This window comes from Bacillus cereus group sp. RP29 (genome assembly GCF_040459765.1).
Classification (GTDB): domain Bacteria; phylum Bacillota; class Bacilli; order Bacillales; family Bacillaceae_G; genus Bacillus_A; species Bacillus_A paranthracis.
Genome location: NZ_JARVHN010000001.1, coordinates 3,746,917 through 3,763,728 on the forward strand (window position 1 = coordinate 3,746,917; position 16,812 = coordinate 3,763,728).

A 16,812-nucleotide genomic window follows, 5' to 3' on the forward strand; every position below is an offset into this window, starting at 1 on the left:
CATCTTCCCAATTCAACTTGTACATGTTACCCTTTATTTGTCACACACATATCCTATTTTGACCAAGACTATATTGTAAGTGAGGTGACAACATGCCCATTACAAATCGATTTTCTACCACCACTAACGGTGCACTTGCGATTACAGGAAACACACTCGGTTTAAGTAAAATCAGTAATCAAAACCGTGCTGGTACAATCGGGGCAATTGGCGCATTTATAACTACCAATACCGCTTTACAAGTAACTTCTTTTCCTGCTGGTACAACATTAAACTATACACAAAATAGTTCTACCGCTCTTTTAAATATACCTGCTGGTAGTACGATTCTTTACGCAGAACTCGTTTGGGGCGGAAACTATTTATCTCGTGATCAAAACATTACGAACGTATTAGGCAATCCTGTTTCTTTTACAACACCTGTTTCAACATACTCGATTACTCCATCGGCTGTTACAGCTTCCAATCAAACATTCGTTTCTGGATCTATCACATTTGGATTCTATACACGTTCTGCAGATGTAACATCCCTCATTCAAGCAGGAGGATCTGGCTCTTATACAACCGGCTCTGTCCCTGGACTTGTAGATCCTATAGATGCTTCTAACGGAACAATTAATTCAGCTGGGTGGACGCTTATCGTCGCTTACCAAAATGGAACATTACCTGCAAGAAATTTAACCATTTATGTAGCAGGTAACCGGGTTTCTGCAGAAACTGGTAGTGCCGATGTATCTGTTTCAGGATTTTTAACACCTTCAGGAGGGCCTGTAAGCGGGAGATTGTTTTTAAGTTCTACCGAAGGAGATGCTGATTTAATTGGGGATCAGGCTCTATTCGGGCCAAATTTCAGTTCATTAAATGCCTTATCTGGACCTAACAATGCTGTAAATAATTTCTTCGGTTCTCAAATTAATAATGCCGCTGGAAACTTAGATACAACCGGGACATTTGGAACGCGAAATCAAAGTGCTTCTACAGGTACAAACATCTCCGCTGGAAGACAGGGCTGGGACATTACTTCCATTGATATTTCTCCTTATTTAACAAATTCTCAAGTGTCCGCCGCAATCCGTTTAACAACTAACGGAGACGCATATATGTTGAATACAATCGGTTTACAAATCAACATAAATTCACCTAACATACAAGCAACAAAAAGCGTGAATAAAAGTGTTGCAGCAATTGGAGACGTTCTCACTTATACAGTTACTATCCCTAATACAGGGCTTCTCCCCGCCAATAACGTTATTTTTACAGACATTCTTCCTAACGGTACTTCCTTTATACCTGGAACTGTAACAGTAGATAATGTCCTGCAAACGAATGCAAATCCGGCCGCTGGTATATCTCTTGGAACCATTAATAACAGCGCTTCTCGTACAGTAACTTTCCAAGCTACTGTCGTTTCTTTTCCAAATCAAAATCCTATCTCCAACACTGCTAATATTACATTTCAATATACACCAATCGCTGGAGGAACGACTTTTAACGGTCTTGCAACAAGCAACTCTGCTGGAACACAAGTTAACCTCGCAGATATTAATGGCACAAAATCAGTTAACAAACTTTTTACCGATATTGGTGAAACGTTAACTTACAGTATCGCCTTAGCTAATATAGGGAATATTGCTGCAACGAACGTTATATATACGGATCCGATTCCTAGCGGGACTACTTTCGTTCCAGGAAGTGTAACTGTTAACAGAATTACGCAAGCTGGAGCGAATCCCGCAAATGGTATATCAATTGGGTCTATTGCCGCTAATTCTACGACTACTATTTCATTCCAAGTATCCGTTCCATCTATCCCCCAAACAAACCCCATATTAAATAGCGGGACTACAACTTATCAATACATTCCTGTACCAAATCAACCGGCAGTAAGCGGGACTGATACGACGAATATTGTCTCCACTCAAGTGAATAATGCTACTGTAACAATGACAAAAGCGGTAGATAAAAATTTTGCCGATATTGGTGATACACTAACGTACACCGTTTCCTTTACAGGTACAGGTAATACAAGTGCAAACAATGTTATGTTTACAGATGCCATTCCTACTGGAACCACTTTTGTCCTTAACAGTTTAACAATAGATGGCACAACGCAAGTGGGAGCAAATCCCGCTAACGGTGTGAACATTGGAGCGATCCCAACTGGTACAACAAAAAATGTTTCATTTCAAGTAGTTGTAAATACGATACCCGCGCTAAATGTCGTATCTAATGGATCAAGCGCTTCTTATCAGTACACTGTCAATCCAAGCCAATCACCCGTTACAAAAAACATTTCTTCTAATCTCGTTTCCACTCAAATTAACAATGCGAATTTAGCATTAACAAAATCAACAAATAAACAGTTTGCCACAATTGGGGAAACGATAAGTTATACAATTCTTATTACAAACAGCGGAAATACAGCTGCAACTAATGTACAACTAACAGACCCACTTCCAAACGGAACAATATTGACCCCTGGTTCTGTAACACTCAACGGCATTTTGCAAAATGTAGATTCTCTCGTTGCTTTACCTATCGGCACAATTCCTGGCGGAGCTACTTTTACACTTTCTTTCCAAGTAACAGTCATCAATATTACCGCTCAAAATCCTATCATTAATAATGCTTTCGCTTCTTATTTATACACTGTAAATCCTAGTCTGCCACCAAATTCAAAAACAGCAAATTCTAATTCTGTTACATCAACAATTAGACTAGCAAACCTTCAAGCTACTAAATCTGTAGATAAAACGTTTGCAGAAGTTGGAGATATATTAACCTATACCTTCGCTCTTACAAACAACGGAAATGTTACGGCAAACAATGTATTACTATCCGATTCAATAGCGAACGGGACTTCCTTTGTACCGAACAGTGTTATCGTTAACGGCGTTAATCAGCCGGGCGCAACACCAGCTAGCATCAATATCGGTAGCATCAATGCTAATACTACGATTACAGCTTCATTCCAAGTATTAATCACTAGCATTCCAAACCCAAACCCTATTTCGAATAGTGCCTCCATTTCTTATAACTTTATTGTTGATCCAAACGCTTCGCCTGTAAGTAAGAACACTACTTCAACTACTACATTTACGCAAGTAAACGATGCAAATGTCATTTCAGCTAAAACAGTGGATAAAGGGTTCGCTACTGTAGGGGATGTATTAACTTATACCGTCGTTTTAACGAATGCAGGAAGTGTTTCTGCTGATAGTCCTACTTTCGTAGATACAAATCCAGACGGCACTACCTTTATCCAAAACACGTTCCTGATTAATGGTGTACTCCAAAATAACGCCGATCCAAATGTCGGTGTTCCGTTACCTTCCATTCCTGCGAACGGTTCACTTACCGTCTCTTATCAAGTAACTGTCACCTCTTTACCAACACAAAATCCAACAATAAATTCATCTAGTACACAGTATAGTTTTATTTTAAATCCGGGCGATCCACCAACTATAGAAACATCTTTAAGTAATACTGTAAGTACACAAATTAATGTAGCAAATGTAGTTATTGTTAAACAGGTAGATTTAACTATTGCTGATGTTGGGCAACCAATCACATATACCATTGCCCTAGCTAACCCAGGAAATACTACTGCAAATAATGTTGTTGTTACTGATATACTACCTCCTGGTACGACTCTCGTACCAAATAGTATTTTTATAGGTGGTGCTTTACAGCTAGGTGCGGATCCAAGTGTTGGCCTTCAAGTTGGTACGATTCCAGCAGGCGGAATTACAACAATTGTTTTCCAAATTAGTGCAACCAGTTTACCTTCACCAAATCCAGTTCAAAACAGCGCCGCACTTCAATATAGCTTTATTGCCGATCCAAATTTACCTGCTGTTGTGAGAAATGCTACTAGTAATATAGTAACGACACAAATTAATACTGCTAATATTGTCGCTACGAAACTAACAAGTACAAATTTCGCTGATGTTGGTGATGTCATAACTTATGCAACGATTTTAACGAATAACGGCAATATCCCTGCCCCTAATGTAACGTTTACAGATATCATTCCAGCTGGTACCATCTTCCTTCCTAACACTGTAACGATTAACGGCGTCCCTATAGCTAATGCAAACCCGGCTAATGGCATTTTAATTGGTACGATAGGAGCGAATTCATCACGTACTGTTTCATTTCAAGTTTCTGTACTAACTATTCCTAGTCCAAATCCGATTACGAATCAATCGAGCACTACATTCCAATACACGTACGATGCATCCAAACCAGTTGTAACGCAGATGTTGGCCTCTAACACCGTACAGACAACTATTAATAATGCTACCATTGCCGCTGTAAAATCGGCAGATAAACAGTTTGCTAACGTAAATGATATGATTACGTACACGACTACTTTAACGAATAACGGGAACACACTTGCATCAAATGTAATTTTTACAGATGTACTTCCAAACGGAACATCATTTATCCCTAATAGTGTAACAGTAAATGGAAATGCACTCCCTAATACAAATCCAGCAAGTGGGATTGCAATTGATCCAATAAACCCTAATACAAGTGCAACAATCTCATTTCAAGTAATAGTAAATTCCATTCCTAGTCCAAATCCAATCCCGAACCAAAGCAATACAGCGTACCAATATGTCATAGATCCTAACTTACCTCCAGCATCCGCTAATGCGTTAAGTAACGTAATAACAACTCAAATTAATAACGCTACAATCGTCGCTACGAAGTCAGTAAATACACCGACAGCTGCAATTGAGGATATCGTTACTTATACGATTGCCGTTACGAATACAGGAAATATTCCTGCTAGTGCTACAGTTTTAACAGATGGACTCGGCGCAGGCGCTTCATTTGTCCAAAACTCTGTAACTATCAATAATATTCCGCAGCCGGGTTTAGATCCATCACTTGGTATTCACTTAGCAGATATTCCCCCAGGAGATACTGTATTCATTACTTTTCAAGCACAAATTTTAGCGATACCACCTAGTGGCACATTAACAAATAATGCTCTTGTAAATTATGAATACACCGTGAATCCAAACCAATCACCTGCTGTTGATAGCACAATTACGAATACGACGGTTACTCCAATTATTGATGCTACTTTAGTTTTAAATAAAAATGCGAGTACAACTTTCGCTACAATTGGTGATACGATTACATTCACTTCATCTATTACAAACACAGGAAATACTACTGCGAACAACATTGTGTTTACAGATTCCATTCCAAATGGTACTGCCTTTGTCCCAAATAGCTTTAAAATAAATGGTGTAACCGTCCCAAATGCAAATCCGCAAAACGGTATCAATATTGGTAACTTGAATGCAAATGCATCGATTACACTCAATTTTCAAGTAAACATTACAACGCTGCCAAACCCGAATCCAATTCCGAACAAATCATCGCTTCAATATAACTTTATTGTTGATATAAATGAGCCGCCTGTTTCCCGAACAGTTCAATCCAATAAAACCTTTACACAAGTAAATACTGCTTCCGTTATCGCAACAAAAACTGCAAGCAGTGCATTTGCTGCTGTTGGAGATACAATTACGTATACAACTACCCTCACTAATAGCGGAAATACTACCGCAAACACACCTGTTTTTATCGATATATTACCACCCGAACTTTCATTCGTTCCTGATAGTGTACAAATTAACTCCATCCCACAACTTGGATTTAGACCAGATAGCGGAATCTCTTTAGACGCAATTCCATTTGGAGAAACGATAACAATTAGCTTTCAAGCTATTGTTGGCTCAATACCAGCTACAAATCCAACATTGAACCAATCTAGCACAACATACTCTATCATTGTTGATCCTAACCAGCCGCCGGTGACAGAAACAGCTACAAGTAATCCAACTTTAGTTCAAATTAACGAAGCGATTATTCAAGCAACGAAAAGTGTGGATCGACTATTTTCTGACATTGCACCTGGAAATTCATTTTTAACGTATACTGTTTTATTAGAAAATATAGGGAACACAACTGCTACGAATATCATTTTTACAGATCCGACTCCAAATAATACAATATTTATAGAAGATAGCGTTCGAGTAGGTGGGGTTTTATTACCTGGAGTAAATCCAGCGAACGGGATACCAATTGGGGATATTATTGCAGGAGATTTTATAAATGTTACCTTCCGTGTGCAAGTAGTTAGCATCCCAAATCCTATTTTTACAATCGGACCTGGAGGACCAAACTCACCAGTTGTAAACGGTGCTTCTATTGATTATCAATTTATGACAGGACCTAATTTACCACTTGTTTCACGAAATACGACATCTAATTCTGTTTCGACACAAATAAATTCTGGGGAAATTGTGGCAATCAAATCTGTAGATAAAACTTTCGCAACGATTGGCGATACAATTTCTTATACAATTACATTAAGCAACCCTGGAAATGTCACTTCACAAAATATAATTTTCACGGATACTTTACCTGATGGAACGGCATTCATATCTGGCACTCTTACAAACGATTCTGGTACACAGCAAATCGGAAATCCATCTAACGGGATTCAGATTGGAAATATAAACCCAAATGGAACGGCCGTGATTACTCTTAATGTACTTGTTACAAACATTCCAAGTATAAATCCAATTTCTAATTTTAGTTCTGTACAATTTGCACATGTGGTTGATCCTAGCCAACCTGCCGTAACACAAACGAATGTATCTAATTCTGTTTCGACAACAATTAATAGTGCAATATTAACGACCCAAAAAAGCGTTGATAAATCTATCATTTCTGTTGGAGATACGATTACGTATACAACAACTATTACAAATACAGGAAATACGACTGCAACGAATATAACGTTCACGAGCGCAATTCCAGCTAACACTACCTTTATACCAAACTCAGTCAAAATAAATGGGGTTCAGCAATCTGGTGCGCAACCAGCACTTGGAGTAACTATACCAAATATCGCTACTGGTGAAACAGTAACCGTTACTTTCCAAGCAACTGTTCTTTCTGTTCCCCCTTCAAGTTCAATTATGGGTAGTGACACAATTTTATATTCTTATACTGTCGATCCAAACGGAACTCCTATTACAACTTCTACTTCAACGAATATCGTTACAAACCCGGTACTAGATGCTATGATAACGATGGTGAAATCTGTAGATCAAACAATTGTAACACTAGGTGATACCATTACCTATACGACACTTTTGACAAATATCGGTAATACAAACGCTACGAATATTACTTTCACTGATCTTATACCAAATGGTACAACGTTTATTACTGATAGCGTTACAATAGGTGGCATTACACAAATCGGGCTCAATCCTAATACCGGCATAACAATTGGATCAATTGCTCCTAACAGCTCAATATCTATAGCATTTCAAGTTACCGCTACTTCTACACCAGCCCAAAATCCTATTGCCAATTCCGCTACTGCTTCTTACACATTTATCGCTGATCCAAATGCACCAGTTGTTTCAAGAAATGTTACTTCAAACACCACATTTACTACAATTAATACAGCTACCATTCTTTCATCTAAACAAGTTGATAAAGCATTTAGCCACATCGGAGATACACTCACTTATACTGTCACTTTAACAAACAATGGAAATTCATCTGCACAAAATGTTATTTTCACAGATACTATGCCGAGCGGAACTACATTTATTGCAAACACATTTTCCATTAATGGAGTTCCTCAAAGTGGTGCGAATCCAGTAAACGGTGTAAATATTGGACCGATAACAGCGGGGGCTACAGTAAATGTTTCCTTCCAAGTAAACGTGACCTCATTACCGACCGAAAACCCAATTGTAAATTTCTCATCAACATCTTATCAATTAGTCTCACCGCCTGATACAGAAACTTCCATTAGCAATCCTGTTTCAACGCAAATTAAAGAAGCCATATTATCTATGACGAAAAATGAAAGTGCATCCTTTGCAGATATCGGGCAAACTGCCTTTTATACTACTTCTATTTCCAATATAGGAAATACGGATGCAACTAATATAGTATTCACAGATGTATTACCAAGTGGACTCACATTTGTTCCTAACACATTAACCGTCGATGGCGTTTTACAACCTAACGCGAATCCAAATACAGGTGTATTACTTGCAGCGCTTCCACCAAATGAAATATATAGTATCGTCTTTCAAGTGACAGTAAATAATATTCCCCTTAGTAACCCAGCACCGAATACAGCATCAACGACATATGAGTTTACTGTTGATCCTGTTAACCCTCCAGTGTCGAGTTCAGCTACTTCCAACACTACGCTTCTTCAAATAAATAACGCAAATATTATAAGTACAAAAACGACAGATCTAGCCTTTGCGGATGTTAGTAATACAATAACATTTACACTTAACCTCCCTAATACCGGGAATGTGGCTGCAACTGATGTTACCGTCATCGATATACTTGATAGCAATTTAAGTTTCGTTCCAAATAGTTTCACAGTTAATGGGCAAACCATTCCAAATGCTGATTTATCTACTGGTGTAAATATCGGTTCCATTAATGGTGGTAATGCCGCAATCGTCACATTCCAAGCAACTGTTACTACACTTCCTACACTAAATCCTATTTCTAATTCTGCTTCTATCACATATCATTATGTCGTTGACCCTAGCCAGCCATCTATTACAACTTCTAATCAATCTAATACAACAACCACACAAATTAATAGCGCTATCCTTACTGCACAAAAAAATTCAAATGTATCTACGGTTGACATTGGGCAAGATATTGTCTACTCCGTTACAATTACAAATAGCGGAAATGTTAGTGCAACAAATGTTATTTTCACCGACCTTATTCCAGATGGAACTTCATTTGAACCGAATAGTTTTACACTTAACGGAACTAGCATCCCAACTGCAGATATCGTTACAGGGGTTCCAATTGGTGATATCGCGCCAAACCAATCTGTCATTGTGGCATTTAATATTCTCGCACATGAAATCCCGCCTATAAATCCAATTACCAATCAAGCTAGCGTTAACTTTCAACATATCGTTAATCCGGCTAATCCACCAGTTTCAAAAAACATTACTTCTACTACTGTTTCAACAAAAATCGAAAGTGCAATTTTAAACACGATTAAAATTGGAGATAAAGCTTTTGCAACGATTGGTGATACGATTACGTATACAACTACGATTATGAATACAGGAAATATTCCAGCTAACAACGTTGTTTTCTCAGACCCTTTACCTTCATGGGCACAATTTGTTGCAGGATCAGTTGTTGTTGACGGTACTTCATTACCATCCGCTTCTATCACCAGCGGTATTGGCATAAATACAGTCAATCCAGATCAAACTGTAACAATCATATTCCAAGTTCAAATTGTAAGCAATCCAACAACATTCACTCCTGAACTCCAAAACTTAGCATTTGTGAACTTCCAATATAACGTAGGCAATGCATTACAAGCTCAGCCTGGCAACGTGGAAACGAACGTCTTTGTTACTTCTATTAATACAGCAATACTTTTAGCTGTAAAAACTGCTAGTACAGCCTTTGCGAATATTGGAGACACAATCACTTATACAGTTTTAATTCAAAATAGCGGCAATACAAACGCTACGAATGTAAATTTCTCAGACCTCATTCCAGGAGGAACGACCTTTGTTGAAAATAGTTTTGCTGTAAATGGAAGTACCATTCCAGGTGCCAATCCTAATAACGGAGTGAATATCGGAACCGTTAACGCGAGTAGTTCCTTAACCGTTACTTTCCAAGTCATAGTTACATCTACTCCACCTTCAAACCCAATTACAAACGTTGCATCTATTCAATACGCATTCATCGTTGACCCGGCAGCTCCTCCGATTATAGGCACAATAACTTCTAATAGTGCTTCCACACAAATTAATAACGCGACTGTTACAACTGTTTTAGAAGCAAATCGTACAATCGTATCTATCGGAGATATCATTACGTATACAGCAACATTAACGAATACTGGGAACTTCCCTGCAAACTCTGTATTACTCATTAACGGTGTTCCTGAAGGGGCATTATTTGTTCCAAATAGTGTCAAGCTTAACGGGATTTCACTTCCAGATGCAAGTCCAACTCTCGGTATTCCAGTTGGTATTATCGCACCAGGTGATTCTGCTACGATTACGTTCCAATTTCTTGCAAACTCTATTCCACCGCAAGGAGCAATTATAAATCAAGCACTTACAAGTTACACGTATATTGTCGATCCGAGTCAACCTCCAGTTACAGCAACCTCCTCATCTAATACGGTTAGTACAGCTGTCGTTGATGCATCGCTGTCTGTAATTAAAAATACAGATTCTCTCGTACAATCTACTAACGGTACAATCACTTACACTGTAGTCGTTCAAAATAACGGGAATACAACTGCAAATACAGTTACTTTAACAGATTTGGTCCCAGAAGGAACTGCATTTATTCCGAATAGCGTAACCATTAATGGCGTTTCAGCTCCAGGTGTCGATCCAAACGTAGGGATACCATTAAACTCCATAGCGCCTTCAGACATTATCACCATAACATTCCAAGTGATCGTTCAATCCATTCCAAGCGTGAATCCAATTTCTAATATAGCCCGTATTGCCTATACTTTTATCGCCGATCCAACCGCTCCTATCATCTCTCGAACAATAACGTCTAATCCAGCAGTCACACAAATTTCGGATGCGAATGTTCTTTCATTAAAAGCAGTCAATGCACAACAAGCAACAACAGGTGATATTTTGACTTATACGATAACGCTAGAGAATACCGGAAATATTCCTGCTTCAAATCTTATATTTTCAGATACTCTTCCAGAAGGGACTACATTCGTAGACAATAGTTTTACACTTAACGGAACAGCTATACTTGGTGCCAATCCAAATGCAGGTGTTACTTTGCCTAACCTAGCAGCAAACGCTACTCACCTTATTTCGTTCCAAATTCTTATTAACGATCCATTCTCGCAACAATCGATTACAAATCAATCCAATACAACATATACAATTCAACCAGATCCAGGGCAACCGCCTATTACGGAAACATCTACTAGTAATATCGTCATTACAAATTTCGTGCAAGCACAATTAACAATTACAAAAACATCCAATCCAACAACTGTAGATATTGGTGGAACGATCCTTTATATTTCTGAAGTGAAAAATATCGGCAATGTTGACGCAATAAATATTATTTTTACAGATTCGATTCCAGCTGGGACTACATTCGTTCCCGACAGTGTCACAATTAACGGTGTACTTCAGCCTGATACAAATCCAGAAAACGGAATATCAATTGGAACGATCCCATCAAATAGTTCCAAAACAATACTATTTCAAGTACAAACAAACAATCCACCTACTGAAACCGAAATTGTAAATCAATCTTCAGCAACGTACCAATATGTAAGCATTCCTACAGCTCCCCCAGTGAATCGCTCTGCAACCTCTAATATCGTTACAACATCACTTCAAAATGCAAATATTATTTCTGTTAAGCAGGCAGATGTTACTTTCGTATCCATCGGGCAAAATATTACCTACACAAATACACTACAAAATATAGGAACTGTTCCGGCTAACAATACATTGTTCATTGACAATATTCCAGAAGGTACGATATTCATTGAAGATAGCTTATCAATAAATAATGTCATTCAGCCTGGTGCGAACCCTGAAAATGGAATAACTCTTGGCACGATACAACCAGATGAAACAGTCACTATTTCATTCCAAGTACAACTTACAAGTATACCTCCTGGCAATACAGTCATTAACATTTCAGACACTTCGTATGAATACCAAATTGAGCCTAGTTCTCCAATTATTCAGCGTAGATCGTTATCAAATGCAGTAAATACTGAAATCCGTACAGCATATATTAGTGCAATTAAATCCGCTAACAGATCTATTACACGCATCGGTCAAATCATCACATATACAGTCGCAGTTACAAACGCTGGTACAGTACCTATTACAAATACTCTCCTAATTGACGCAATTGCTGCTGGCACCACATTCATTCCAAATAGCATTCTTGTAGATGGTATACCAAGACCTAACGAGAATCCAATTACTGGAATCACCCTTAATATTATCCTTCCAAACAATACAATTATCGTTACATTCCAAGTAAATGTAGTCTCTATACCTCATCAAAATAACATTAATAATATCGCCGTCATCCACTATGAGTATCAGCCAGACCCAAGCTTACCACCAATTTCAGAAACGACATCTTCCAATACTACAAATATACAATTTATTGATGCTATTCTTATCGCTACAAAATCTGCTAATACAATATTAGCTAATATTGATGAAACTATTGAATATACAGTACTCATTCAAAATAACGGATCCACTACAACTAACTCCATCTTTTTTACAGATACGATAGAAGATGGAACAGTCTTTATTCCAGGAAGTGTAATAGTTAACAACACGGTACTTCCTGCAGCAGATCCAAATATCGGTTTTTCTATTCCTAATATTGCGTCAAGTCAAGCGACTACAATAACGTTCCAAGTTTCCGTTACGAATTTACCTGCTGTAAACCCAACACCTAATACTGCAAACATCGTCTACGACTTTATTTTCAACCCTGATTTTGCACCAATTCAAAAATCGACTACTTCCAACACTACTTTCGTTCAAATTAATGATGCTGATATCGTTTCACTTAAAACCGTTGATTTAACTTCTGTAACAATTGGTGACATTTTAACTTATACAACAACTTTAACGAATACAGGGAATACAGATGCCACTGCTGTTGTATTTACAGACAATATTCCTGGTGGAACTACCTTTATTGACGGTAGCGTTTTAGTAAATAACATTCCGCAGCTTAACGCCAATCCAAGTACCGGTATACTTGTAGGAACGATTGCTCCTAACATTTCTATCCCAGTCACATTTTCTGTTACCGTCATAGCGCTTCCAGCTAGCGGCCATGTTCAAAATCAATCAACTTCTCGTTATACGATAAATGGAGAAGAACAAATATCGACTATTAATATTACCTTCACTGAAGTTATTACTGCTACTGTAGTCGCAACAAAAACAACGCCTATCCAATACGGTGACCTACAAACGATTATCCCTTACACAATTTCCATCACAAACAACGGGAATATACAAGTAGAAAACATTATCGTGACAGATATCATCCCAGCAAATACGAACTTTATAGAGAACAGTGTTATTGCGAATAGCAACGCTCGTCCAAATGACAATCCACTTAGCGGGATACAAATTGATAACATTCCGCCTAATACAACAGCAACTATTCTATTCCAAGTACGTGTTACTTCGATCCCACAAACAAATCCAATTTCTAACACGAGTACAATTAAATTTCAATACACGTTACCAGATCGACCACCTATTACAGAAACTATTATTTCATCAGCTGCCGTAACAGAAATTAATCACGCGACTTTAAATAGTAATAAAGCTGTTGACCTGGCATTTGCAACTGTCGGTGATACGTTAACGTATACGATTACACTCAATCAAACTGGTAATGTTGCAGCAAATGATGTAGTCATTCAAGATATAATTCCTCAAGGTACCACATTTATAGAAAATAGCGTTATTGTAAACGGAAAAACGCTTCCGGGAGTTAATCCAGTAAGCGGTATACCAATTGACACTATAATTGTTGGTGGAGATGCTATCGCTTCATTCCAAGTTTTTGTGACTTCTATCCCAACACCAAATGAACTTAACAACAATGCAATTACTACCTTTAACTATACTGTCAATCCAAATAACGCACCTGTTACAAATACAACCACAACAAATACTGTTACAACAACCGTCCAAAATGATAATGTCATTGCGATAAAAGCTGTTGATTTCACGAGTGCCTTACCTGGTCAAACTTTAACGTACACCATTACGATTACTAATAGTGGTAATATCACTATTGAAGATCTTCTTCTAGTAGACACGGCACCAGTAGATACGACATTCGTTATTGGTAGTGTTACGATTAACGGAATCAATCAACCTAATGCGAATCCTGAAAATGGTATTACGCTAGGCAACCTTGCTCCAAACGAATCTGTTATTATTACATTCCAAGTGACAATGTCTTCTTCTACTCTTCAATCTACAATCAATAACGATGCTACTATTTCCTATACACCTATTGTCGGTCCAACCGAACCTCCTATTACGATTACAAGGCAAATAAATACCGTTACAAAGCAAACAAATACTGTTACAACAATAATAGTTGATCCAATGGTTAGTATTGAAAAAACAGCCGATAAATCTATCGTGGCGACAGGGGACATCATAACTTTCACATTAGAGGTGATAAATCATTCACCAATTCCTACAATCAGTACTTCCGTCCTAGATATAATTCCAGCCGGTACAACATTTATAGAAAACAGCGTATCAATTAATGGTACTCAAGTTCCAAATATCCGTCCAGACACTGGTATGAATATCGGCTCTTTACCTGCAGATGGAGTAGCAACGATAACATTTAAAGTTCTTGTAACTTCTATTCCTTCAAACAGTACAATTATAAATTCTGCAACAGTTACAGCCGCTTTCCAATTGACACCACAGGATCCGATTATTACTTTCGTTGTTAATTCGAATATTGTTCGTATACCAGTTCAATTTGTAACTGCGACAGTCACGAAAAACGCTTCCGTCAGCTCAGCTTATTTCAATCAATATTTTGATTACACGGTGCGTATTACAAATACTTCTGAGATTTCACTCTTAAATATTTCTTTACAGGATACTATTCCAGTAGGTTTACAATTTATGAGCGGCACCGTCTCCATTAACGGAGAACGCTCTCCACTAGCGAATCCGAATATCGGTTTCCTAGTTGCTACTAATTTAGAACCAAGCGAAACAATTATCGTGTTATTCACCGTACAAGTGATAAGTCCACCTGTTACTAATGAGTTTAAAAATACGGCTAATATTTCGTTACAACTTCAAGCCTCGCCTACCGATCCACCAATTACAGTAACCGTTACGAGTAACGAAAACATCGTCACTTTTGTTCCAGAAAACCAAGATGAAATACTTCCAAATTTCAATTGCTTCTTTGACGGGGAACGTTTTATTCGCATTACTCCTCGGAATATACGAAATTACCTTTGGACTTGGATTTGGTGGGATTAAATGAAACAAAAAGAGATTGTAGTTTGGTTGAAACCAAATTACAATCTCTTTTTCATTCTCTTTATCGTACTACTTAATAACTCGTCCAAGCATTTATAACCGAGCATCATCTCAAGTTAATTTAGTCGTAATAAGTTGACCTGCCTCATTAATTGTTACTTTCCATTTCGCTCCACTAACAGTCTTCATAATGATACCTTTACTTGCTTCTATTTCAATATCTCCAAACATTCTTCCGCCTGTTGTTGCTAACCAAGCATTCCCATTTTCCATAGAAGATCTCGCAAATATACGATTAATTCGAAAACGTTTATGGTCTTGAACATAACCACTCAGTGTAATTCTCGCTTTATATAGTTGACTCGCCTTCATATTCGATATAATTGTGTCGCCTACATTTAATGGAACATCCGATGCAACAACCCAATTTCCAGTTGCACTTAATGCATACTCAATTTTAATTTTCTTCGGGCTCTCTCCCCATCCAAAATACATGCCAAAACAATTCAACATTTGGATTGGATTTTTCGTAAAATCTAATTCAATCACAACTGGATTACTATCCGGAACATCGATATAGTTTACACTTTGTTCATCTATTAAATTAAAACAATTTGCAAGATTCCCCCCGTAAGGTAATTTCCCACTTACTTGCTTAACAGTATACTTCTGCTGAGCATTTACTAATATATCATCTTGGTTCCCTATTAAATGTGGTTTATTTAACGTAATCGGCAACTGAATCCGAAGAGATTCTTCATAGGTAGACTTACAAACATTGTATTGTCCTTTATCTACAATAGTTGTGGAAAGTAAATTCGAAAAAAGGTAGTTACGATGCGAATTAGAAGAAAATTCAATGACAATCTGTTCGCTACTCATCCGGTACGTATCCCAGATCATACAATCAAATGTATTATAAGCGCCCGTACAACGAATTACTTTTTTCGTTTGCTGTCTACATTGTACTTGAATATCATGAAATGTATTACCTGAACTTTCATTTGGCAAATCACTATTTCCATCTACTTCTATCCCATACTGACATCCATCAATAAATATAGATTGAAATACATTTGCATTAATCCAGCAAGGGGTATTTATATCATCTATAAATTCTGTCTTTAAATGTATTGCAGTTTGAAAGTTTTTAATTTGAATAAAGTTGACTTGAAAAAAACTAATATAGTCCCATGCTTTTTGACAATAAAAGTGTATAGCCTTTCCTTTATATGACGACGTTGCATTTATTATATTTATATTTGATATAAGAGAGTGATTAGGAACTTCTATTTGTTGTGAACCGGAAACATAAATAACTGCAGATTGAAACAGTGGATTTATAACTTGAACTGTACCACCTGTTATAGACGCATTTTGTTGCAATTCGAACGCATTAAAATCTCCATCGATTTGTAGTGTTACAGTAGGATCTAGCTCTAACCTTACATTTGATTTAACAACAACCGGCTTTACAATTTTGTACGTATTTACCCCTGTAATTCTAACCGTCGAAATTCGATTCGCTACACAATAATTTATAGCTTGCTGAATTGCTAATGAACTATCATTTCCCGAGTTTGGAACTGCTCCAAAACAATCAATATGAACGCTATTTTCTGGTGTACAATCTTCTTGGGAAGAAATATATTCTGACAAAATAAAT

Annotated in this window: 2 protein-coding genes; one reads left to right on the forward strand and one right to left on the reverse strand. The window is 37.5% G+C overall.

Features of this window, described 5'->3' with window-relative positions:
• Positions 1–92 precede the first annotated feature (92 nt).
• Entirely contained in the window at positions 93–15,146 is a 15,054-nt protein-coding gene (locus QCI47_RS19890; RefSeq protein ID WP_353811929.1) for a DUF7507 domain-containing protein, read from the forward strand.
• 111 nt (positions 15,147–15,257) lie between these two features.
• On the opposite strand, the gene QCI47_RS19895 is transcribed toward QCI47_RS19890, so the two are convergent.
• The gene (locus QCI47_RS19895) at positions 15,258–16,805 is read right to left on the reverse strand and encodes a hypothetical protein (protein WP_309422609.1); all 1,548 of its coding nucleotides are present in this window, start codon (positions 16,803–16,805) and stop codon (positions 15,258–15,260) included.
• Between the last annotated feature and the right edge of the window lie 7 nt (positions 16,806–16,812).

Excerpts from the sequence above, each read along its gene's own strand:
- QCI47_RS19890 (WP_353811929.1), top strand. The coding sequence starts at position 93 with ATGCCCATTACAAATCGATTTTCTACCACCACTAACGGTGCACTTGCG.